At 48.4% G+C, this 23,370-nt stretch carries 21 protein-coding genes; 15 read left to right on the forward strand and 6 right to left on the reverse strand.

The window, feature by feature from the left end; genetic code table 11:
• Window positions 1-143: 143 nt before the first annotated feature.
• Window positions 144-758 carry a YdeI/OmpD-associated family protein gene (locus tag GLV81_RS18670; protein WP_157480521.1) on the forward strand — a complete coding sequence of 205 codons (615 nt, stop codon included), beginning with the start codon at window positions 144-146 and terminating at the stop codon, window positions 756-758.
• Window positions 759-926: 168 nt separating this feature from the next.
• Here GLV81_RS18670 and GLV81_RS18675 read toward each other — a convergent pair whose 3' ends face one another.
• The 4 genes from GLV81_RS18675 to GLV81_RS18690 all read right to left on the reverse strand — a co-directional run bounded on the left by GLV81_RS18675 (window position 927) and on the right by GLV81_RS18690 (window position 3,765).
• Window positions 927-1,193: a zinc ribbon domain-containing protein gene (locus GLV81_RS18675; protein WP_197428767.1), complete on the reverse strand. Its 267-nt coding sequence runs from the start codon at window positions 1,191-1,193 to the stop codon at window positions 927-929.
• A gap of 93 nt (window positions 1,194-1,286) precedes the next feature.
• Window positions 1,287-1,793 (reverse strand): DUF4411 family protein, encoded by a 507-nt coding sequence (locus tag GLV81_RS18680; protein ID WP_157480525.1) that lies wholly within the window; start codon window positions 1,791-1,793, stop codon window positions 1,287-1,289.
• Window positions 1,793-2,926: an ImmA/IrrE family metallo-endopeptidase gene (locus GLV81_RS18685; RefSeq protein WP_157480526.1), complete on the reverse strand. Its 1,134-nt coding sequence runs from the start codon at window positions 2,924-2,926 to the stop codon at window positions 1,793-1,795. The genes GLV81_RS18680 and GLV81_RS18685 overlap by 1 nt, the downstream gene beginning before the upstream one ends.
• A 125-nt stretch (window positions 2,927-3,051) precedes the next feature.
• A complete protein-coding gene (locus GLV81_RS18690; protein WP_157480528.1) occupies window positions 3,052-3,765 on the reverse strand; it encodes an MIP/aquaporin family protein in 714 nt (237 codons plus the stop codon).
• Window positions 3,766-4,159: 394 nt separating this feature from the next.
• Here GLV81_RS18690 and GLV81_RS18695 point away from each other — a divergent pair, with 394 nt between their 5' ends.
• The 11 genes from GLV81_RS18695 (at window position 4,160) to GLV81_RS18745 (ending at window position 14,352) form a co-directional block, all read left to right on the forward strand.
• The gene (locus tag GLV81_RS18695) at window positions 4,160-4,816 is read left to right on the forward strand and encodes a DsbA family protein (protein WP_157480530.1); all 657 of its coding nucleotides are present in this window, start codon (window positions 4,160-4,162) and stop codon (window positions 4,814-4,816) included.
• 46 nt (window positions 4,817-4,862) lie between these two features.
• Window positions 4,863-5,786: a 1-phosphofructokinase family hexose kinase gene (locus tag GLV81_RS18700; protein WP_157480532.1), complete on the forward strand. Its 924-nt coding sequence runs from the start codon at window positions 4,863-4,865 to the stop codon at window positions 5,784-5,786.
• 78 nt (window positions 5,787-5,864) lie between these two features.
• Window positions 5,865-6,713, forward strand: coding sequence for a serine hydrolase (locus tag GLV81_RS18705; protein WP_246186125.1), 849 nt, complete (start codon window positions 5,865-5,867; stop codon window positions 6,711-6,713).
• A complete protein-coding gene (locus GLV81_RS18710) occupies window positions 6,713-7,219 on the forward strand; it encodes a uracil-DNA glycosylase family protein (RefSeq protein WP_246186126.1) in 507 nt (168 codons plus the stop codon). Before GLV81_RS18705 ends, GLV81_RS18710 begins: the two co-directional genes overlap by 1 nt.
• Window positions 7,220-7,514: 295 nt before the next feature.
• Window positions 7,515-8,003 (forward strand): RNA polymerase sigma factor, encoded by a 489-nt coding sequence (locus GLV81_RS18715; protein ID WP_157480534.1) that lies wholly within the window; start codon window positions 7,515-7,517, stop codon window positions 8,001-8,003.
• A 34-nt stretch (window positions 8,004-8,037) separates the two neighbouring features.
• Window positions 8,038-9,327 carry an anti-sigma factor gene (locus GLV81_RS18720; protein ID WP_157480536.1) on the forward strand — a complete coding sequence of 430 codons (1,290 nt, stop codon included), beginning with the start codon at window positions 8,038-8,040 and terminating at the stop codon, window positions 9,325-9,327.
• Window positions 9,328-9,388: 61 nt separating this feature from the next.
• Window positions 9,389-10,255, forward strand: coding sequence for an outer membrane beta-barrel protein (locus GLV81_RS18725; protein WP_197428768.1), 867 nt, complete (start codon window positions 9,389-9,391; stop codon window positions 10,253-10,255).
• Window positions 10,256-10,432: 177 nt separating this feature from the next.
• Window positions 10,433-11,095 carry a DUF2202 domain-containing protein gene (locus GLV81_RS18730; protein WP_197428769.1) on the forward strand — a complete coding sequence of 221 codons (663 nt, stop codon included), beginning with the start codon at window positions 10,433-10,435 and terminating at the stop codon, window positions 11,093-11,095.
• A gap of 65 nt (window positions 11,096-11,160) precedes the next feature.
• Window positions 11,161-12,459 carry a DUF7033 domain-containing protein gene (locus GLV81_RS18735; protein ID WP_157480538.1) on the forward strand — a complete coding sequence of 433 codons (1,299 nt, stop codon included), beginning with the start codon at window positions 11,161-11,163 and terminating at the stop codon, window positions 12,457-12,459.
• Window positions 12,460-12,659: 200 nt separating this feature from the next.
• Window positions 12,660-13,604: a LysR substrate-binding domain-containing protein gene (locus GLV81_RS18740; protein WP_157480539.1), complete on the forward strand. Its 945-nt coding sequence runs from the start codon at window positions 12,660-12,662 to the stop codon at window positions 13,602-13,604.
• Window positions 13,605-13,710: 106 nt separating this feature from the next.
• Window positions 13,711-14,352: a hypothetical protein gene (locus GLV81_RS18745; RefSeq protein ID WP_157480540.1), complete on the forward strand. Its 642-nt coding sequence runs from the start codon at window positions 13,711-13,713 to the stop codon at window positions 14,350-14,352.
• A gap of 75 nt (window positions 14,353-14,427) precedes the next feature.
• Here GLV81_RS18745 and GLV81_RS18750 read toward each other — a convergent pair whose 3' ends face one another.
• Window positions 14,428-16,596 carry a S9 family peptidase gene (locus GLV81_RS18750; protein WP_157480541.1) on the reverse strand — a complete coding sequence of 723 codons (2,169 nt, stop codon included), beginning with the start codon at window positions 16,594-16,596 and terminating at the stop codon, window positions 14,428-14,430.
• Between the two features lie 814 nt (window positions 16,597-17,410).
• Between GLV81_RS18750 and GLV81_RS18755 the strand changes: the two genes are divergently transcribed.
• The 3 genes from GLV81_RS18755 (at window position 17,411) to GLV81_RS18765 (ending at window position 20,444) form a co-directional block, all read left to right on the forward strand.
• Window positions 17,411-17,764 (forward strand): carboxymuconolactone decarboxylase family protein, encoded by a 354-nt coding sequence (locus GLV81_RS18755; RefSeq protein ID WP_157480542.1) that lies wholly within the window; start codon window positions 17,411-17,413, stop codon window positions 17,762-17,764.
• Window positions 17,765-17,896: 132 nt separating this feature from the next.
• On the forward strand, window positions 17,897-18,934 hold the full coding sequence (locus tag GLV81_RS18760) for a 2-oxoacid:ferredoxin oxidoreductase subunit beta (RefSeq protein WP_157480544.1): 1,038 nt from the start codon (window positions 17,897-17,899) through the stop codon (window positions 18,932-18,934).
• Window positions 18,935-19,157: 223 nt separating this feature from the next.
• Entirely contained in the window at window positions 19,158-20,444 is a 1,287-nt protein-coding gene (locus GLV81_RS18765) for a DEAD/DEAH box helicase (RefSeq protein ID WP_157480809.1), read from the forward strand.
• A gap of 312 nt (window positions 20,445-20,756) precedes the next feature.
• On the opposite strand, the gene GLV81_RS18770 is transcribed toward GLV81_RS18765, so the two are convergent.
• Window positions 20,757-22,904, reverse strand: a complete 2,148-nt coding sequence (locus GLV81_RS18770) for a S46 family peptidase (RefSeq protein WP_157480546.1) — start codon at window positions 22,902-22,904, stop codon at window positions 20,757-20,759.
• Window positions 22,905-23,370 lie beyond the last annotated feature (466 nt).

Below are 23,370 nucleotides of genomic sequence, written 5' to 3' on the forward strand. Positions count from 1 at the left end.
TTTGTGCCCCTTTGTGTTACCGTGCTTTGGTGGTTCAAATGAGTTGATAGGAAATACAGTGGATGCAACATCAATGTTTTTTACTCCTCAGCGCCTCCGTGTCTTCGCGTTTCACCCATGTATCTTTACCCCAAACACCTGCCATGAAAACCGATGCCCGGGTAGATGCCTACATCCAGAAAGCGCAGCCCTTTGCACAGCCCATACTGCAGCACCTGCGGAGCCTGGTGCACCGGGTATGCCCCACGGCCGAAGAAACCATGAAATGGAGCTTCCCGCATTTTATGTACAAAGGCGATATGCTCTGCAGCATGGCCTCGTTTAAGCAGCATGCCGTGTTTGGTTTTTGGAAAGCCCCGCTCATGAAAGATCCGGTGCTGCAGCAAACGGCGGCATCCGAAGTAGCCATGGGCCATTTGGGCCGCCTCACTTCCCTGCAAGACCTGCCCTCCGATGCTCAACTCACCAATTGGATAAAGGAAGCGATGGCACTGAATGACCAAGGCATCAAGCTGGCCAAAAAGCCTGCCGAAAAAGCGCCGGTACAAGTGCCCGCTTACATCACCGAAGCCATGCAGCAACAACCACAGGCACTGGCCGTATGGGAAGCTTTTGCCCCCAGCCATCGCAAAGAATATGTGCAGTGGATTACCGAAGCCAAAACGGAAGCTACCCGCCAAAAGCGCCTGGCACAAACCATTGAATGGGTAGCTGCTGGCAAGGGCCGCAACTGGCAGTACGAAAAGAAAGCCCATTAACCCCCTGCCCCCTAAAGGGGGTTCAGGTTTTTTGTTTTTGGTTCGTGGTTTCGGGCAACAGCCCCGGTGGAAGAAGTTGCGGGCAAGAAAAAAACTAACCTCTTTGTGCCCCTTTGTGTCTTCGTGCCTTTGTGGTTCACCTGTATTTTTCCCGTAAGCTCTAGTTTTTTAATCCTGACTTTTTGGGTTCCAGCGTTCCAGTTTGGGTATACCGCTGGTGAGCATGTCGGCTAAGAAAGATGGGATGCCTTTTTGCTGTAGTTTTTTGTTGGCATACTGGCGCATGTCTTCTGCCGTCCAGTCGGGTTGTACAAAAGCACCGTTGGTAAAGCAATAGCTGCAATACATATTGTTTGCTGTGCCATCGGCATTGGTGCCCTTACCTGCCGCCCTGTCGAACGGTATACCACAACTCTGACAACTATTATACTCCATAGCCACTATGCTTAAGACTGCAAATAAAAGCATTGTGGCGGGTGAAAAATTAGGAAAATTAAAACGGCTAAGGCTGGTGCAACAGATGAAAATTTACATGGTAAATCCAAATGTTCTTAACAATGTAAATGTATCAATATGCGGTACCCTAAATTCTGCACACACATCAGGAAGCTTAATGCTTTTCTTTGCTAAGGGTGCGGAGGCTTCCTGACTCACAGCGATAGCTGATTTTGCAAGTGCTGTTGCCACTATAAATGGATCCGCATTATCGAATTCTGAAAATTCACTTTTTGCCAGCGTCGTGTATTGTGCATGACCATTTCCCCAAACCATTAAAGAACCATAGTGAGAAATTATAGTTTGATTAGCATCACAATTTACCAAAAGTGAAGATGGTATTTGTGTATGCATCCAATTCGCTAAATCATCTTTTCCTTTCGCAATTTCATCGGTGACCTTATCAATCAGTACGAAATCTCCATTTACAATATGCTGTTTCATAAAATCCCAAAAACTGGGAGCAATGTCATATGGATAATATATGCGGTGTGCCTGTGTTAAACAACTCGTGTCAATTATATAGGTTGGCGTTGGCATTAACTTTCAAGGTGGCTTTTGAATTTGGTAAACGTAGACCCATAAAGGTTTGTAAGTTTATATGCGTCTGTATATAAAAGTTTGCCAGATGCAGCAGCAGCATTTACTGTGTCAAAAAATTTAATACCAACACGATAAGGCTGGTTTGCATAAAAACTTCCTCCTCCACCATTTTCTTCTTTCTTTTTGTCCCAAAATGCTTTGTAAGCATTGTAAAACCCGAAGAATTGAGGTTTAGAATAAATACCTAAATCGAGCAATCTTCGTGCAATCACTATTTTACTTACTTTAAAAAAACGTTCTAAGTAATCCAGATGATCATCACGGTTAGCCACCTTCTTCCATTCTGTGGTAAGAACTGTTTCGGCTACAAGTAATTCAGCAGCTACCGCATCACACAGCCTCTCAGTTTCTGTATTTGCCGGCATAAAACGTTCAATATCCAATGCTGCAGATTTGTCGAGCCAGATATGAGCCAGCTCATGCATAAACGTGAAAAGTTTCGCAGCAGGATAATCTTTGCCATTAATGAATATGTAAGGAGCATATTTACTGCTTAATACGAATCCTTTAAATTCCTCAGGATTGAGGTTTTTATTGGAATTACCAATTACTCCGTTTATCGCAACATACATGCCTGCGTCCTCAGCTTTTTTTATAAGGTACTTTAAGGCCGTATACTTATCAGAAAGAAACTGAGACCAATTTAGGGGTAACTTCAGTTCTTTACGTATATCGTTGGCAATTTCAATATAAGTGTTTGTAACAGTAAATCTCCCTACAAAGGGAAGCTCTTCCTGTTGTTCACTTCGTAAATATTCTACCAACCAATCCTGCCGCCGTTGTATACTATTAATGGTTTCGCTTAATTCGAAGCTGTAATCGAAATGAGGCGTTTTGCTGCCGGATCTGAAAAGCGGAACTGTATTTTTTCTTTCTGGGAGTTGTTGCAAAAAGAAAAAGCCAAAAGGTATATGCACTGTTTTAGCGAAATCAGCTAATTGTCTCACAGTTGGCTGAGCCTGACCGTCAATCCATTTTTGTAGAGAAGGAAATTTAACCCACAATCTTGCATCTGCCGTTGCTGCGGCTTGGCTTAAAAGTGTGGTATTTATGGATGGATAAACCTTCATTTGGCAAATATACTTTTCAAATCATTGCTATAAACTCCGCTATCTCAAGGACTTTTCTGGATTTGATTTTAAATCTGGACTCGTATTTTTTATTTAAGTTTCTAGGCAGGGAAAACCTGAGCCGCCTACGGCATGTGCAGCAAATGATACGCCATGGCCGCCAATGCACTACCCAGTACAGGCCCCACAATCGGCACCAGTGCATAGCCCCAGTCGCTGCTGCCTTTGTGTTGAATGGGCAACAGCATGTGGGCAATGCGTGGCCCTAAATCACGGGCGGGGTTGATGGCATAGCCGGTGGCACCACCGAGGCTCAGACCAATACCCAACACGAGTAAAGCAACAGGCAAGGCATCGAGGGCACCGAGGCTGCTGGCGGGCGATGCAATGTGTAGCACACCAAACACGAGGGCAAACGTGCCGATCATTTCGGTAAGCATGTTCCACCCGAAACTACGAACTGCAGGGGCGGTGCAAAAGGTAGCTTTGATGGCACCGGCATCGGTGCTGGCATCGTATTGTTTTTTATAGGTGAGCCACACCAGCAGCGAACCGGTAAACGCTCCGGCTATTTGTGCCAGCAGGTAGCCGCCCACCTTGCTCCAGGCAAACTTGCCTAAATACGCCAACGCCAAAGTAACAGCCGGGTTGAGGTGGGCTCCGCTTTCGGCAGCACTTACATACACACCGGTAAACACGGCCATGGCCCAACCAAATGTGATGACAATCCAACCGGCACCGCCGGCGTAGGTTTTTTGCAAAGAAGTATTGGCAACTACACCATTGCCCAATAAAATAATGAGTGCTGTTCCAATGAACTCGTACACGATGGCTTGCATAATCGTTGGCTTTGCGGATGAATATACAGCCAAATGAAATTCGATTTTTTTGAACCACAAAGGCAAGGGAGGTATGCACAGAGGAGCAAAGAGCATTTTTGAACCACAAAGGCACAAGGCAGGCACGAATGAACACAAAGGATTATTTGGAGTTTCCAGTAAGCAATTGGCAATTTGCAGGGGACCTGAACCACCATGATACAAGGAAGGCACGAAGGCGTTTATTGAAGTTTGCGGTTGGCAGTAGGCAATTTGCAGGGCATCGGTGCTTTTCCTGCAAACTGAAAATTGCAAACTGCAAACTGATTGTTTGTTTCCGAAGCTAGCATTTACTCCTTTCCACTTTCTTATTCTTTATTGCTTATTTCTTATTCCCTCTTTATTCCTTTGCAGCATGAAGCCATTGATTGTTTATTGCTACGATGCCTACTGCGGCTGGTGCTACGGGTTTAGCCCCGTTATCAAAAAAGCATTTGAAAACCTTCGGGACCAAATTGATTTTGAAGTGCTGAGCGGCGGCATGATACCTGCGGACAGCCCAGTGCCCATTGAAAAAATGGCAGGCTATATTGCCGGGGCCTACAAAAATGTAGAAGAGCTCACAGGCATTCAGTTTGGCGAAGATTATCTGTGGCACATCAATAACCCCGACTTGAGCGACTGGGTGATGAGCAGTGAAAAACCCGCTATTGCGCTGAGTGTTTTCAAAGAATATTACCCGGCAGATGCGGTGCTGTTTGCCGCCGACTTGCAATACGCCCTGCACTACGAAGGCCGCGACCTCTGCGACGACGAAGCCTACCGGCATTTGCTGCATAAATACAATATCGATGCAGATGAATTTTACAGCAAACTGAAAAGCGAGGAGTACAAAGAGAAAGCCTACTACGACATGGCGCTGTGCAAGCAGTTGCAGGTCACTGGTTTTCCGGCGGTGCTCATGCAGGTAAGCGATGGCAAGTTTTATCTCATTGCCCGTGGCTACACCAGCTTCGAAGATTTGACGCAACGCATTGCCAACGTGCTGGCCGAGCAGACATCGACCGATTGAGCAATATCATAGTTCCTTTTTATCATTACACACAACTTGCAGCATTATGATAGTCACTGTTACACTCAATCCTTGCATCGACAAGAGCTCGAAAGTGGAGAAGATGAAGCCCGAAAGCAAGCTGCGCTGTGCCGAAGTGGTACACGAGCCCGGCGGCGGCGGCATCAATGTGAGCAAGGCACTCAAAAAACTCGACACGGCATCTTTTGCTTTGTTTCCGGCAGGTGGCCACAACGGCGCCATGCTGCAAAGCCTGCTCAAAAAAGATGGCCTGCTGCACCATGCCGTAAACACCGAGGTAGAAACCCGTGAAAACTGGATAGTGTTGGAAACATCTACCAACAACCAGTTTCGGTTTACGTTTCCGGGTTTGTCGGTAGAAGAAAAAGCCATTGTAGCCCTTATCGACGATATCAAAGCTTTTGCCCCCACCTACATTGTTGCCAGTGGTAGTTTGCCGCCGGGGCTGCCGCCGTATTTCTATGGCCTCATTGTAAAAACGGCCAATGCCCTGGGTGCCAAATGCATTGTGGACACTTCTGGCGAAGCACTCGAAGCACTACGGGGCCGCAATGCCTTTCTCATCAAACCCAACATTGGCGAACTCTGCAAGTTGCTAGGTAAAGACTACATCGACAAGGCGGATGTGCCTCATGCCGCACGGCAGGTATTGCACGATGGTTTTGCAGAAATGGCTGCTGTGTCCATGGGTCCGCTGGGTGCCTGGCTGGTGACCAAAAGCGAACAGTTTTTTGCCCCCGCCCCCGAAGTGCCCAAGCGCAGTACCGTAGGTGCCGGCGACAGCATGGTGGCAGGCATCACCTACATGTTGCAAAAAGGCGGCAACCTGCTCGATGCCATCAGCATGGGCGTGGCATGCGGCTCGGCAGCTACAATGAATGAAGGATCACAACTCTTCAATGCTGAAGATGCCTTCCGGCTGTACCACGAGGTTAGGCAAAACGTATAAGCATTGCCACACATTTCAAACCCCGTACTTTGCAGCAAATGATTGCTTCTATGCAAGGCAAAAAATGGCTTGCTACTCTTGGTAGCATGCGGTGCCGTATTGCTGGCTGCCGCTCAAAAAAATGACAAGGCGCTGGAAGAAGCCCTGCTGAAAATGACGCAAGGTTTCAAAGGCGACATCGGCTTTTACATCAAAAACCTGAAGACCGGCAAAGTAGCCAGTTACAACGCCGATACGGTGTTTCCCACGGCCAGTATTGTAAAAGTGCCCATACTGGTAGGCATACTCGACAAGCTGGAAAAAGGCGAACTCAATTACCACGATCAACTGACTTATGCCGACTCGCTGTACTATGCCGGCGTAGATATTTTGGGCTCGTTTAAAGACGGCGAAAAAATTGAACTCAGCAAGGTCATCATGCTCATGTGTACCACCAGCGACAACACCGCCAGCCTGTGGTTGCAACAACTAGCAGGCACGGGCACCCGCATCAACCAACTGATGGATGAACTGCGCCTGCCCAACACCAAGGTAAACAGCCGCACCCCCGGCCGCGAAGAAATCCGCAAGCAATATGGCTGGGGCCAAACCACCCCTGCAGAAATGGCCACGCTGTTTGAAAAAATGCTGCAACGGGAAGTAATCAACGGCCATGCCAGCGATAAAATGATGCGGATACTGGGCCGCAATTATTGGGACGAAGAAGGCCTGAGCAAAATTCCGCCCGGTGTATTTGTGGCCAGTAAAAACGGCGCTGTAGATGCCAGCCGCAGCGAAGTGATGTATGTAAACGGTCATAAGACGCCTTACATTTTTGCGGTATTTACCAAAAACAACGAAGACCGCAGCTGGGAACCTACCAACGAAGCCTGGGAACTGACCCGCCGGATGAGTGATTTTGTGTGGACGTATTTCAATGCCGAATAATGAAGTGGAACGAAAGGGTACTCAACTTTATACAACAGTTACAACCGCCGCAGGTACCGCCGCCCTACGAAGTGCTGTACCCCTTTGCCGATGCTGATGTGCTGCAGGCCTGCCGGCAGTTTTACAAAAAATACTATGCCGATGCGGCGCCCCGCTACATCATGATTGGCATCAACCCCGGCAGGTTGGGAGCAGGCATAACGGGTGTACCCTTCACCGATCCCATCCGGCTGAAAGACAGCTGCGGCATTGCCAACCCCTGGCCCCGCAAGCCGGAGCTCAGCTCCATTTTTATGTATGAAATGATGGAGGCTTTTGGCGGCGTGGCTGCTTTTTACCGGCAGCTGTACATCAGCTCCATCAGTCCGCTGGGCTTTGTAGCCGATGGCAAAAATGTGAATTACTACGACGACCGCCTGCTGGCCGAAGCCGTGCTGCCTTTTGCGCAGCAATGCCTTGATACCCAACTGAGCTGGCCCGTGCAGCGCAGCGTGGCCTTTGCATAGGCGAAGGCAAAAACCTGCAGTACCTGCAGCAGCTCAACCAGCAGCACCAGTGGTTCTACCACATTGAAGCCCTGCCGCATCCACGGTTTGTAATGCAATACAAGCGTACCCAAATTGATGCCTATATCGATCAGTACCTGCAGGCATTTTCCCGCCATGGCATAGCAGCCTCTTGACCGCTGGTACAGTTGCTGGTTTTTGTTTCAAATTTTTTTGAGAATCTTGTAACCAATTGGCTCCAAGGGCGTAATACCTTGCAACCACCCCACAGAAAGAAACACTCAACCACGCTGCTATGACCGAAAGAGAGTACAATGAATGTGTAAAGCAATACGCCGACAACGTGTATCGGTTTATTGTCAAAAACCTTCGGCATACCGAAGACGCACAGGATGTGGTGCAGAGTGCTTTTGAAAAGCTGTGGGCCAACCGCGATAATGTGGATCCGCTGAAGGCCAAGTCCTACCTCTTTACCATTGCCTACAACCAAATGATGGATCATTTGCGCAAGGTGAAGCGGATGAACTACAAAGAGGAAATTCCGGAAGGAGCCCTCGGCACCGGCGACCAGCCCAAGCTGTATTTGAAAAAGGCCTTGGAAAATGCGCTGGCCACCCTCAACGAAACACAGCGTAGCCTGGTAATGCTGAAAGATTACGAAGGCTACAGCTACGAAGAAATAGGTAAGATTATGGACCTGAACGAAAGCCAGGTAAAAGTGTACCTGCACCGGGCAAGGGTGCAGCTCCGCAACTATCTCGTACGCATCGAAAACGTAGTATAACACACACCCACCACCGACTTATAATTTTCTAATCATGACCATCAACAGAAACAATTACGAAAACTTCTTCCTGCTGTATGTGGACGGCGAACTGGCCCCGCAGCAGATGCTGGAGGTGGACGCTTTTTGCGAAAAGCACCCCGACCTGGCCGAGGAGTTGCAGCTGCTGATGGACACCCGCCTCACACCCGACCACGAACTGGCATTTGAAGGAAAAGACGACCTGCTGCAACCCGAACTCTGGGATGCCGACCAGCTGACGCCGCTGCAAACATCCCTGCTCGATTTGCTCGACCGCACACCCACAGCCGACCCCAACACACTCAGCAACGAACCATTGGTACAAAAAGAATGGCAGCTGTTGCAACACACCCGCCTTACTGCCGAAGCCGCAGCCATGCCGCAAAAGTATCGCCTCATCAAAGCCATGCAGTGGGATGCCGACAACCTGACCAGCACCCAGCTACAATTGCTGGAAGCGTTGGACAATGGCGGCAGCATACCCGCAGCAGTGCTGGCCGATGCCGAAACGCAGAAAGACTGGTTGCTGCTGCAGCAAACCCTGCTGCAATCCGAAGCGGTGCTGATGCCCAACAAAGAAAAATTGTTGCGCAGCGAAGCAGGAGAAAAAGCACCAGTTGTTCGTTTGGCCGCCTGGAAAAAACTGGCCGCAGCAGCTGCTGTGATTGGCATTGGTTGGTTTGCTTTTTTCAACAACAGCAATACTACCACTGTAACCGAAGAGCAGCCATTGCAGGCGAAAGTGAATACGCCCGGCGGCAATCAACCAACGGTACAATCAGTTGCACAGACCGATTCTAACAAGCAAGTAGCTCCGCAGCAAACTGCACCCGATGCACCTCTGGCACAGTATGCGGTCAACCAGCCGGGTAAGCAATCGCCGGTAATTATGACTACCGTGCAAACAGCCAGCACACAGCCCGCTACTACAGCACAAGACAATGCACAGAGCAACGAAGAAAGAGCCCGCATGATTGCCGCTTATCGCTTGTCGCCAGAAGAAACGGCAGCCCTGAATGCAGGCCAAACGCCTAAGGCCATGAAGGCCAATATTCAAACCGAGGCAATGCCTGCTACACTGGCGGTGCAAGCCAACAGCAATAGCAAAGTGCAGGCCACTTATGCAGCCTTTACCGAAATGGAAACCGAAGAAGAAGACAACAGCATCAACATAGCCGGCGCCAAAATCAACAAACAAAAGTTGCGTGGCGTTTTCAGAACTGTAACCCGCAAGGTCACTCGTTCGTTTGACAAAAGCGAGGTTGTAGCCGCCAACGACAACGGCGCTGCCACTATGAAGTAAACAGCATAGATTGATGCAACTTTTCAGGAAACACTTTCAACACAATAAATTCCTACAAACAATGAAGACAATGTTACTCGCAGCGGCCTGCACTACAGCCGCATTGGCAAGCTATGGCCAATCAGACAGCACACGCACCGAAACCGCGGATACCATCCGGGTAGGCAACATGACCATTATTAAAAAGAAAGACGGGAGTACCAACACCGTAGAAACAAACGGTGGCAATACCGTTCGCTGGAGTTCTGGCAAAAAGAAACCCAAGCGTGTAAGCACCAACTGGATGACGTTGGATTTGGGTTTCTCCAATTTTACCGACAATACCAACTATGGTAGTGCAGCGGCACAGGCCTATGCTCGTCCGGCAGCGGGTGCGCCAGCATTCAGCGGCAGCGATTTTAACCTCCGCAATGGTAAAAGTGTAAACGTAAACCTGTGGATTGTGCGCCAGCGGGCCGGCATTACCAAAAACCGGGTGCTGAATGTATCCTACGGTTTAATGCTAGAGCTGAACAACTATCGCTTTGATACAGACCTGAAAACGACTTACGTAAAAGGTAGCGACCCGCATGTTTTTCGTGACAACAAAACCTTTGAAAAAAACAAACTGGCGCTGGATTATGTAACCGTGCCGCTGATGATAGGTATAGATACCAAACCCAACGGTGGTGGCTTTAGCCTGAGTGCAGGTGTAAGTGCCGGTTACCTCTACAGCAGCCGCAACAAGCAAATAAGCAACGAAGCCGGCAAGCAAAAAATCAAAGGCAACTTTGATATTGAACCCTGGAAATTTCAATACGTAGGAGAAATTGGCCTCGGACCTATTTTGCTCTACGGTAGCTATGCACCCAAGAGCATGTACAAATCTGGTTTGGATCATGCACCCTACAACATTGGCCTGCGCTTTGGCGACTGGGATCAGTGGTAGTAGCAACCTCATCTGATAAAAATGACGACAGCCGGCACATGCGCCGGCTGTCGTCGTTTATAACATTCATTAACCTTGGTTGGCAGGATAGTAACGTTGGGGTGACTATGCTCACGTTGCACCGTAGTTGAATGCGGTCTCTTTGAAGTATCATTTTCACCGTAAACAACAACACGTATGACACGCCAATTTCCCGTTTCCCTGCTTGCTGCTATGCTGGTTCTGTTGGTTGCCTGTGCCAAAACCGATGGGGTAAAAGCCAACCCCGGAAAAAATTCGGCTGTAATGAATGCGCAAATCATGGCTTTGCCCGCAGAGCCGTTGAGTGCCTTTGAGCAAGCAAGTTTGCTGCACATGCGGGAAGAAGAAAAACTGGCCCGGGATGTGTATCAGGCACTGTATGCCAAGTGGGGCCTGCAGCAGTTTAGCAATATTGCCGCCAGCGAACAGCGCCACATGGATGCGGTACTGAGTTTGCTCAACAAGTACAACCTGACCGACCCTGCAGCCAACAAACAACCCGGCGAATTTGCAGATGCTGGTTTGCAACAGCTCTACAACAAACTGGTGGCTGATGGTTTGCAAAGCGCCAATGCTGCACTCACTGTTGGTGCTACCATTGAAGATCTTGATTTGTTTGACCTGGCCGTAGCCATTGAAAAATCAGACAACCAAGATATAGACATGGTGTATGGCAATTTGGCGAAAGGAAGCCGCAACCACATGCGGGCCTTCAACCGCGGCCTGCAGAGCAGCGGCATTACGTATGTGCCGCAATACATTTCGCAAACTGTATTTGATAGCATCATCAACAGTGCTCAGGAGCGGGGTATGCAATAAGCAGAACATGTACATAAACTTTCAAGTCGGCATTAGGCCGACTTTTTTATTTTCAGCGCATGGTAATGCTGGTAGATACAATAACGCCGCGGCTGCAATACATGGCGGCATGGCTGGGGCAGCGGTTGCAAGGCAAACCCTTGCCACTGGTGACAACAGTTGCAGCGCTGCCATTGCAAGAACCGGTCATTAATTATTCAACGCAACAGCTTACACAAATACAATATCAGATACAACCTGCTGAGCTCTTGTACGAAACGGGAATTGCTGACAAAGCTGTACCACAAAGTCGCTGGCAAAACCAAGCCATCATTTTTCCTACCACTGCCGGCGATCATCCGTTTGATGTATTGGCGGCTGCGTTTTATTGCATTACCCGCTACGAAGAATATTTGCCCAAATATGAACCAGATGAGTACGGTAGGTACAGCCATACCAACAGCGTGTTGTTTCAGCTGGGCTGGTTGAAAAGACCCATTGTAGATGAATGGATACAGCAGTTGATAACTGCTTTACAAGTATGTTTTCCAGAATGGCAACCCATATCTACAAAAGCCAGCACTTTGCTCAGTTTTGATGTAGACCTGGCATGGAGTTATTTACACAAAGGCTTTTGGCGCAATGTGGGCGGCGCTGTCAAGTCGTTGCTGCGCAATGATAGAACGGCATTACAACAACGCTTGGCTGTATTGCAGCACAAAGCTCCCGATCCGTTTGATGTGTTTGCGGCGATACAGCAACAACATACAGCAGCACACATTCCGGCACAGTATTTTTTTCTGTTGGCACAAATACAAAAAGGTTACGATAAAAATATTTCACCCAACAGCAAGGCTTTGCAGGCGTTGATGCGGCACACGGCCACGCACAGTGATGTGGGTTTGCATGCTAGTTGGGCTGCTTCATTGCAAGCTTCAGTTTTGCAACAAGAGCAAAACATATTGCAACATATTTTGCAACAACCCAACCAAAGCAACCGCATGCATTACATCAACTTCCGGTTGCCGCAAACTTTTCGGCAGCTGTTGCAAGTGGGTATTCGCCAAGAGTACAGCATGGGTTATGGTACCATCAATGGTTTTAGAGCAGGCACCAGCGTTCCCTACTATTGGTACGATTTGGACAATGAGTGCAGCACCGAACTGGAAATTCATCCCTTTGGCTGGATGGATGCTAATTCCATTTTTGAACAAAAGGATGCACCCGCCGATGCGGCCATCGAACTGCAACTGATGCATCAGCGGGTACAGCAGTCGGGCGGACAAATGATCAGCATTTGGCACAACCATTTGCTGGGACTTGATGCATCGGGACGCCAATGGTGGCCGGTGTTTACCACGTATATCCGCAATGTAGCTGTATGAAAAAAGCCCGCCACGAGGGCAGGCCGTTTTCATCACACCACACATAATTATTTTGGCTTCTGATGGAAGTGTACTCGAATTATAAACTCAAAGTAAACAGGAACTTACCATCAATCAAACTGATAATAACAATGTGATCATAGATAGTTGCTATAATTTTGCCATATCGATGGGCCATCAACATCTGTCGGCAACCAATCATGAACCTGCAGCAACTCGAATACATTGTAGCCGTAGATACACACCGGCATTTTGTAAAAGCCGCCGATAGCTGTTTTGTAACGCAGGCTACCCTCAGCATGATGATTAAAAAGCTGGAAGAAGAGCTGGGCGTAAAAATTTTCGACCGCAGCAAAGTGCCCGTTATTCCTACTGATGTGGGCAAAGCCATCATTGATCAGGCCCGCATTGTGCTCAAAGAAGCGAAGCAACTGGAGCAAGTGGTACAGCAGCAAAAAGGCCAGCTCAGCGGCGATTTGCGCATTGCCATCATTCCAACGCTTGCCCCCTTTTTACTGCCTTTGTTTTTGCCCCGTTTTTTGGCGCAATACCCGCAGGTGAAGCTGCACATTTCGGAAATGAATACCGAGCTCATCATCAAACAGCTGGAAAGCCAGCAACTGGATGCGGCCATTTTGGCGACGCCGCTCAAGCGACCAACGCTCAATGAACAGCCCTTGTTTTACGAGCAGTTTGTAGTGTATGCATCGCCGGGCAGCAAGCTCATGAAAAAGAAATATGTACTGGCCAGCGATATTGATGTAAACAAACTGTGGCTGCTGGAAGAGGGCCATTGCCTTCGTAACCAGGCCCTCAATTTGTGCGAACTGAAAAAGCAGGAACACGAAGGTTTTCAACTCGATTATGAAGCGGGTAGTATTGAAACGTTGAAGAAGCTGGTGGCCATCAACGAAGGCAGCACTATCATACCAGAGCTGGCCCTGCAAGACATGCCCGAAGCCGAACTGGATTGCATCCGTTTTTTTAAACCACCAGCACCGGTGCGGGAAATAAGCTTGGTAACGTACCGCCACTTTGTGAAGGAAAGGCTGTTGGATATTTTGCGCCAAACCATTTTAGAAAGTTTGCCATCCACCATATCTACCCAACCCGCCAAGCAACAGCATGCGGTGGCGATTGATTGAGAAAGGAACCGTGCACTAATGATGACAACTCAAAGAAAAAGACCCCCTGCCAAAGAGTGGCAGAGGGGAATGATTACATTTAATCAAGTATTCTTAAATCATTTATATGGTTAGTAGCAAAATTCTTCATAAACACTCTGATGATACTCTAAAGCAACGTATAGAAAGTTGGATTACAGCATTTGCTTATGAGTGTGGTTTATTCGAAAAATCTAATGTTTGGGAAGAATTTTGGCATACTTATAAAGAAGAACCTTTGCTAACAATGATGGCTACGGGAATATCCAGATTTGATCAAGATGGATCCATTTCGATAGTAAGGGAGTTTCCGGTTTATCAAAACAAAAAACACATAGGTAGATGCGATTTGTTTCTAAACTACAATGACAATAAAGAGCATTATTACATTGAGGCTAAATATGTTAAAGCCACTTGGGAAACTGGATTTATTGAATGGGCGGGAAAAGAGAATGAAAAATATCTTGCTGAAGTTAGGTCTCAACTCTATAAGTATCAAGAGGCGTATTGTAATAGCAATTCATTGGTTTTTAATTGCATTGTTATTTTCAATTTAGTTGGCTTCAAGAAAAAAGAGGACTTCGATAAGTATCTAATTAAAGCAAATTCACAAAGCTATCCTAATGGGTATTCTTACGCATATTTTCATATAGACAAACCAGAAGAAAGCAAGTATAGGAAATACTATCTATTGGAACTAGCAGTTATTGCAGACTCCATGATTTCCTAATTAAGATAGAATTTATACCCCCCATTAAAGAGTTCAATGAACTCTTTAATGGGGGGGTATATGGTTTTAAAGAGATTATCTATTTATAAACCGCTCAAAAAACTCCCAGGTGCGTAGCATTTGATCCATGCGCTGGCGGTTGTTGCCGCTGCGGGTGATTTCGTGGGTGGCACCGGGGTGGCGTACATATTCTACCGTGCGGCCCAGCACTTTCAGGCTCTTGTAAAACTGTTCGCTTTGAATAACGCCCGTCCGCAAATCATTCTCTCCATGGAAGATGATGAGTGGTGTGGTGACGTTCTGAACATAGTTGATAGGCGACTCTCTTTCCAACACATCGTAGGTGGCTTTTTGCCAGGGGTAGCCACCAAAATAGTTCGGCACCAATCGCCATGCGTTACCTTCTCCAAAAAACGTACGCAGGTCGTACACGCCCCGTTGAGCACAGGCGGCCTTAAAACGTTGATCGTGGCCCAGCATGTAGCCAATAAGGTAGCCTGCATAGCTGCCACCGGTTACGGCCAGCTTGCTGGTATCAATCCAAGAAAATTCTTTGGCCGATTTGTCGAGGGCGGTGAGCACATCGTTCATAGGACCATTGCCCCAGTCGTTGATGTTGGCTTGCATAAATGCCTCTCCGTAACCGCCACTGCCACGTGGGTTGCTGTACACCACGCCATAACCTTTGGCACAGTAGTATTGAAACTCATGCCACATGCTGTTTTCGCCGGGGCCCCACATAGCTGTTGGGCCACCGTGTATTTCCAAAATGGTAGGATATTTTTTACCGGGCTCCCAATTGGCTGGCTTCATCACCCAGTATTCTACTTCCAACCCTTTTTCATTTTTGAAACTGCGCTTTTCCGGTATGCTCAATGTTTTCTTCGATACCCAATCGTGATTGAAGGAACTGAGGCGTTGTTGGTTTTTGGCCACAGCATCTGCCTGGTATAACTCAAACGGATTGCTGATGTCTGTTTTTACAAACACGAGTTTGCCCGCTTCTTCTTCAAAGCTGCCCACCCCTTCGTTGAAGGTTGTAAGCTGCTCCAGTTTTTTGCTGGCAATGTGCAGGCGATAGAGTACCACACCACCATTGCTCTGGCTGGTAAAATAGAGGTACTGCTCATCAGCGGTCCAATCCATTTGGCTAATGTTTCTATCGAAAGGAATGCTGATGCGTTTACTCAAATCACCTGTTTTTGCAATGGCCAGTTTGCGTTGGCTTACAAAACTGGTTTTGCCATAGCTGTAGGCCAGCCAGGTGCCGTTGGGCGATAGACTGCTGCCGCCGAAGCCGCTGTCTGCAGCACCGAGCAGCATTTGATACATAGCGCTGCCTGCATACTTGCGGTAGATGGCGGTTTCTTGCTGAACCCTGTCGGGGTGCAGCCCGGGGTTGAAGGCCGCTTCGAGCAATACATCGCCACTGTTGCCAATAAACTGCACATTGCTCACACTCATGAAACCAGCGCTGATGTTTTGGGCTACTGCACCGGGTATGGCATCTATCACAAATGCATGGGCGATACTGATGGCGGAAGAAGTGCTGCTTTCCTGCTGAAAGTTGAGCTTGCTGATGACTTTGGCTTTGTTGTCTTTTTCGTTTTGCTCCAACCAGGCCCGCACTTCGGCTATGGAGCCATCGGGGTTGAGGCTGGCGTTGGAGGGCAGCAATTGTTCATTGCCGGCAAAGCCCGGTTTTTCGAGGCTCCAAGTGGGCAGTTTTTTTCCGGGATTGAGCAGGCTGTCTTTTACAATGTCTTGCGGGCTGTAGCTGCTGTAAAACAAGATGCGTTTGCCATCGGGGCTCCACTGTGGGTTGCCGGCGCCGTTGGGCATGCGGGTAAGCTGTACGGGCTCGCCACCGCCACTCAAAGACAGCAAAAAGATTTGCGGTTTCATATCGGCCACCCGAACAAAAGCGAGTGTTTGCCCATCGGGACTGAGGCTGGGAGAGCTGGCCCCTTCTTTGGCGGTGGTGAGCTGGCGGGGCTGGCTTTTGCCATCGAGCTGTTGCAGCCAGATTTGTGTTTGGTAATTGTACTCCCACTTGGTTTTTTCGTCGGGTACAATGCTGGTAACGGTGTACACCACTTTGCTACCATCGGCACTTACATCTACACTGCCGGGTTGTTTTATTTTCAGCATGTCGGTGAGCTGAATGAGGTTGCTTTGGGCAGCTGCGGGCAGTTGCGATGCGGCCAGTAAAATGCAAATCAGGAGCAAGCGAATGGAAGTCATGAAGAATAAATTTTGAACATGAAATGTAAGGATATGCCAAGACTGTTGGACGGTGAAAGCCGGTGTTATCTGCTAGCTTTAGCTTTATTATTTTTATGGACATGACCAGATGGAAGAGCATATACTTGAGAATCGCATTGGCGTTTTTGCTTTTGGTCTATGTTAGCTTTAGTTTTATTGACTTTTCAATCTTTCAGGGTTATTTAATTGCCGGATTGATTTTTTGCCTGGGTATTTTCAATTGCCTTATTATTGGCAAAACGAACGACAAGTATCCTTCCCTCGAAGTATCTATTGGCAAGGGAAAGTTGAGGGTTCTGAATTACCGTCTGTGTTTAGGTGGATTGCTATTTGGATTTATTGGCCTCGTTATTTGGTGGCTGGATTTTTATAATCCCTCTGCTTATGTCTTTTTGAGTACTGGGCTCTTCTTCGCTGCATTTACAAAAATAACCTGGCATAGGGTAGTGAAGGAACGGTCAACCTGAATGCTGTCTATGACAGACACTCGCCATTGTAAGACCTGACTAACAGGCATCGACTAAAACAACCTTTTTTAACTATTACACTGAATAAGGGCTGACGGAAAGCTAATGCCGATACATCGGCAATTGCAAATTCGAACTGTACAACGCATTGGTTGTTGATAGTAGCACAAAGCTGATGGGCTGCGGGATGGAGCGGATACCCCGCAGGCCGCAGCGCAGCAAGGACGAGGAGTAGTAGTGACAGCCCGAACTGCAGCTGACACCTGCACAACTGCCGGTAGCCCCTACTTTTGCTGGCTGTCTTTTTTAATTGCGAAATACATTTTATGAGTAATCTGATACAAGAATTCAACGACTACCGGACCCGCATGAACGAGGTGATTTTGAGCAAGGATAACCTGGTGATCAAACGCCTCTGGAACCTGGACACCAACACCTATGCCGAAGGTGCCCTCAGCACCAAAACCAAAGAAATGATGGGCCTCGTAGCCAGCATGGTGCTGCGCTGCGATGATTGCATTAAATACCACCTGGGCAAATGCCATGAGCTGGGTGTGAACACAGCAGAGATGTATGAAATATTTGCCGTGGCCAATATTGTGGGTGGCACCATAGTGATACCCCATACCCGCCGGGCAGCGGAGTATTGGGAAGAGCTGCAGGCTCAGAAGACTGCATAAACTGGTTGGCAACGTTTTCGTAAAAAAGCCGGGCCAAAAATGAGGCCCACACCAGCCGGCCTGCTTTTTGTCACACTATGGAATGTGTGAAACCGGTAAATTCGCAGGAATACTTAAAATGATTGTTTGAGCATGAGTACAGATGTGGCAACAGCCCCCAAGCTTACCGCAAAAGATTTTGCAACCGACCAGGAAGTACGCTGGTGTCCCGGTTGCGGCGATTACAGCATATTGGCACAGGTACAGCGGGTGATGCCCGACCTGGGCATTCCGAAGGAAAACATTGCCATCATTAGCGGCATTGGTTGCAGCAGCCGTTTTCCGTATTACATGAACACGTTTGGCATGCACAGCATTCATGGCCGTGCTACTGCCATAGCGAGTGGCCTGAAAGCCAGCCGCCCCGAGCTGAGTGTGTGGATTGTGAGTGGCGATGGCGACAGCATGAGTATTGGTGGCAACCACACCATTCACCTGCTGCGCAGAAACCTCGACGTAAACCTGATGGTGTTCAACAACCAGATTTATGGTTTGACGAAGGGCCAATACTCACCTACATCTGAAACCAATAAGATTACGAAGAGTACGCCCATGGGCAGTATCGATCATCCGTTTAACCCACTGGCGCTGGCCATGGGTGCCGATGCGACGTTTATTGCCCGCAGTATGGACCGCGACCCGAAGCACCTGCAGGAAACACTGAAACGGGCTCATGGCCATAAGGGTACCAGCTTTGTAGAAATCTATCAGAACTGCAACATCTTCAACGATGGTGCTTTTGAAATATTTACAGAGAAAGGCACCAAGGCGGATGAAGTGCTGTTTTTGGAACACGGCCAGCCCATGATTTTTGGTGCAGAAAAAAATAAGGGTGTTCGCCTGAACGGCTTTACACCAGAAGTGGTAACACTGGGCGAAGGCTTTACTGCCGACGACCTGTGGGTACACGACGAGCACGATATTTTCAAAGCACAAATACTGGTGCGTTTGTTTGATGACCCCCGTAAACCGGGCCACCTGCCTCGTCCGTTTGGCGTGTTTTACCAAACCGACCGCCCCTGCTACGAAGACGTAATGGCCATGCAACTGGAAGAAGCCGTAGCCAAAAAAGGCAAAGGCAACCTGGCGAAGCTGCTCCGTGGCAATGAAACCTGGGAGATTTTGGGGTAGTGGGTTTGTGGTTTGGTAAGGAATAGAATGCTCGCCTGTCTGTTTAACAAAGAACTCTCATCATGTAGAATAAGTAAAGAAGCTACACCCAAATAGTGTAGCTTCCTTTTTGATATAAGAACACAAGAACCGGCACATTTTTGTGCTGAAAAAAACACATCAATTTCCCTTGACATTCTCCGCATTTAATTTCGATCCCAGGTTACAAGAAAGCATCGAGTCGATGGGCTACCAAAACGCCACGCCGGTGCAAGAGCAGGTAATACCGCTCATTATGGAAGGCCGCGACCTGATAGCCAGTGCCCAAACCGGCACGGGCAAAACCGCCGCCTTTCTGTTGCCCATCATTCACAAACTCCTTACCGAGCCACGAGACCATCACTCCGTAAACTGTTTGGTGATTGTGCCCACCCGTGAGCTGGCAGTACAAATCAGCCAGGCGCTGGAAGGCATGAGCTACTTTACCGACATTGGCGGCATACCCGTGTATGGTGGTGGCGATGGCGATTTGTTTAGCCAGGAAAAAAAAGCCCTCAGCACTGGTGCCGACATCATTATTTGTACGCCCGGCCGCATGATTGCCCACCTCAACATGGGTTATGTAAAACTGCACGGACTCAAATACCTGGTGCTCGATGAAGCTGACCGTATGCTCGACATGGGTTTCCACGGCGATATCCTCCGCATCATCAACTACCTGCCCAAAGAGCGGCAGAACCTGCTGTTTAGTGCGACCATGCCGCCCAAAATCCGCGACCTGGCCAAGAAGATTTTGCACGACCCGGCAGAAATCAACATTGCCATCAGCAAGCCGCCGGAAAAAATAAAGCAGGGTGCTTTCATTGTATACGATGAGCAAAAAATAAAACTCGTAACACTCTTGTTGCGCACCACGCCGTACCGCTTGGCCATTGTGTTTTGTAGTAGCAAAGAGAGTGTAAAACGCCTCACCTTCGACCTGAAGAAAGCACACCTGAAAGTAGCCGAAATACACAGCGACCTGGAACAGCAGGAACGGGAACACGTACTGCTCGACTATCGCAACGAAAAGATTAAAATACTCGTGGCCACCGACATCATGAGCCGCGGTATTGATATCGACATCATTGATTTGGTGATTAACTACGACGTACCGCATGATGGGGAAGACTATGTGCACCGCATTGGCCGTACAGCCCGTGCCGAAAGAGATGGCACGGCCTTTACCTTGGTGAACCCCAGAGACCAGCGCAAGTTTGCCGGCATTGAAAAACTGCTGGAGAAAGAAGTGCCCAAGTTGCCCTTGCCCAGCGACCTTGGCCCGGCACCGGAATGGAAACCGTTTGAACGCCGCGAAGGCGGCTTTGGCGGTGGCCGTGGTGGTGGCGGCAAAAAGCCCTTCCGGGGCGATGGTAAAGGCAGGCCGCAAGGCGGTGGTGGCCGGCCCGGCGGTAAACCTGGCGGCGGCAAGCCCGGTGGTTTCCGACCCAAACCTGGCGGCGGCGGTGGCCCTAAACCTCCGCAAGCATAAATACAATCACGATAATCAACAGGCTGCAGGATTTTCATGCAGCCTGTTTTCTTTTCTATGGTCCTCGTCTCCGGACGAGGATTTAGTGGTTGTCAGATGCTATCTGGCAGTTGCGACTGTGGTCGGGGATGTACTTGGTAATTTGGAATGTTTTGTGTGCAGGCTTTGTAGAAACCGTTGAAACGGTTTTATGTAATTGCTCGTAATGCAATAGCCCACGGTTTAAACCGTGGGCTATTGTTGCACCTCCAATAGGAGTTTGGAGTGAGGGGAACGTTGGCTATCAAGCACCAACAACCACCCACCCACCATTTATTTCACCAGCTTCAATTCTTTGATGATGTTGCTGGCACCACCAAGTTTATCTACACACCACAGCACGTAGCGAATGTCTACGCAAATGGTGCGGCAAAGGTCTTTATCGAAATTGATTTTGTGGCTGAGGGCTTCGTAGTTGCCATCAAATGCCAGGCCAATGAGTTCGCCATTGCCATTGATAACAGGTGAGCCGCTGTTGCCACCGGTAATGTCGTCGGTGGTAATAAAACCAATCACCAGGTCTTTGCGAACGGGGTCGGCATAGGGACCAAAGTCTTTCTTTTTCAGCAATTCAATTTGCTTAGCGGGCAAATCAAACTCATAATCGCCGGGCTTGTATTTTTCCAGTAAGCCGCTGCTGGTGGTTACAAAATCATACTTCACGCCATCTCGGGGCTTGTACGATTTTACATTGCCAAATGAAGTACGCATGCTAAAGTTGGCATCGGGGTACATCACTTTGGTAGCGTTGGCTTCGCGGTAGGCTTTCAGGTACAGGTGGCCCAGCTCTGCATTGGCGTTGTTGAATGCATCGAGTTGTGGTTTGTACTTGTTCCAGTTTTCGCGGAAAGATTTGGCAGTATAATACAATGGGTCATTTTGCAGTGAGCCGGCATCGGGGTTGCCCACAAACGTGGTCCACTTTTGATCATCGAGAATGAGGCTGTTGGCAAACGCTGCCGCTGCCCACATTTTGTACGTGTTGTCATCATTCAGGCTGCCAAAGCCTTGCTTCATGAGGTTGTAAAACATCACGGGTTGCTGGTCGGGCACAATGTCTTTGTTGAAAGCTTTCACCAGCTGCCACAGCATTTGCTGCTCGCTGGGTTTGTTCAGGTCCTTCAGCAGGGCAGTACGGGCAGCCGTGAGGTCGGCCAATGCTTTTTTAGCATCGCCGCCACCCTTGGTGAGGAAGCGTTCTACCGCTTCTAAACGGTTGGCAAATTTGATAACGGAAGGGCCGGTAATGCCTTGTTCATAGTATTCTTTTTGCTTGGCATAAGGCAACCATGCCGCGTAGGCTTTTTCATAATTGCTGAAAATACCTGCATACTCCGCTTTGTTGTTTTTGCTGATCCACGCCTGCAATGCATCTTCTTGTTTTTTCTTGGTGGCGTACACATCGTACTTCAGCAGTTGCTTGGTTTCGCCATCATAAAACTTCCAGTAGTTGGCCAGGCTGGCAAAGTTGCTGGCGAGTTGCAATTTCACCGCCGCATCTTTTTTCATTTCTTCAAACATGGCTTTCAAACGAATGTCACGCATGTACACGAAGGCTGGATTTTTTACATCTGTAGCCAGCTTTATGCCATACGAAGTTTCGAAACGGTTGGTGCTGCCGGGATAACCGAAAATCATGCTGAAGTCGCCTTCTTTTACACCCTTGAGACTGATGGGTAAAAAGTGCTTGGGTTTCAGCGGAACGTTTTCGGTACTGAAGTCGGCGGGCTTGCCATCTTTACCGGCATATACGCGGAAGATGCTGAAGTCGCCGGTGTGGCGGGGCCACTCCCAGTTGTCGGTATCGCCGCCAAACTTGCCTACACTTTCGGGGGGTGTACCTACCAGTCGTACGTCTTTAAAACGTTCGTAGGTGTACATGATAAACTGGTTGTCTTTAAACATGCCATACACACGGGCTTCGTAGTGAGTGCCGGCAGTAGCGGCTTTGGCAATGGCGTCAAATACGCCGGCCTTTTTGGCTTCCCAGTCTTTCCAGCTGAGGCCTTTCATGCTGTCGAGTACTTGTTTGGTTACATCATCAATGCGTACCAAAAACTGTACACTCAGTCCGGCAGAAGGAATTTCGTCGGCTTTTGTTTTGGCATAAAAGCCATCCCTCAGGTAGTTGTTTTGCATGCTGCTGGCACTGGCAATAGCGCCGTAGCCGCAGTGGTGGTTGGTAAAAATCAATCCTTCGGCACTTACGATTTCGCCGGTGCAACCGCCACCAAAAATGATGATGGCATCTTTCAACGAGCTTTTATTGATGCTGTACAATTGTTCGGGTGTCAGCTTCAATCCTTTGGCTTTCATTTCAGCATATTTCTGCTGACCCAGCAGGTAGGGCAGCCACATGCCCTCGTCGGCCATGGCCGTCATGCTCAATAGCAAGCCAATGGCTACAAACAGTTTTTTCATACTCAAGTCGGTTTAAAAAATAGTTGGCACAAACCTATGCCAAATGCCGTGTCGGCGCTGCCAATTTCCGTTAAAGCCCTGCATAAAAACATGACTTGGAACAGCTCATTTTTTGATGGGACGAAGATTGGCAGGATGGGAACGGATTTGCGCTGATTTTTCTCTCTCAGGCCTCCCGGCCTGTGAGCATTGGTTACTCTATGGCAATAGATGGATAGCCGCTGATGCACGGATTTTTTATGTAACAGTTGGACGAGGATTTGCAGGATAGGAACGGAGGAACACGGATTTTGATTGGGATAAAACAATGTTCTAATCCACAGACGATTTGCTGATCGACGATAAAAGCCCCAAAGGGGCGGAATACTTTAAGCCAAGGGTGTAGCCCTTGGTAGTAAGGAAACACAAAACAAACAAAGCCCTGAAAGGGCGGTATAAAATGATAGCCGCAGATACACAGATTATT

This window comes from Phnomibacter ginsenosidimutans, assembly GCF_009740285.1.
GTDB lineage: Bacteria > Bacteroidota > Bacteroidia > Chitinophagales > Chitinophagaceae > Phnomibacter > Phnomibacter ginsenosidimutans.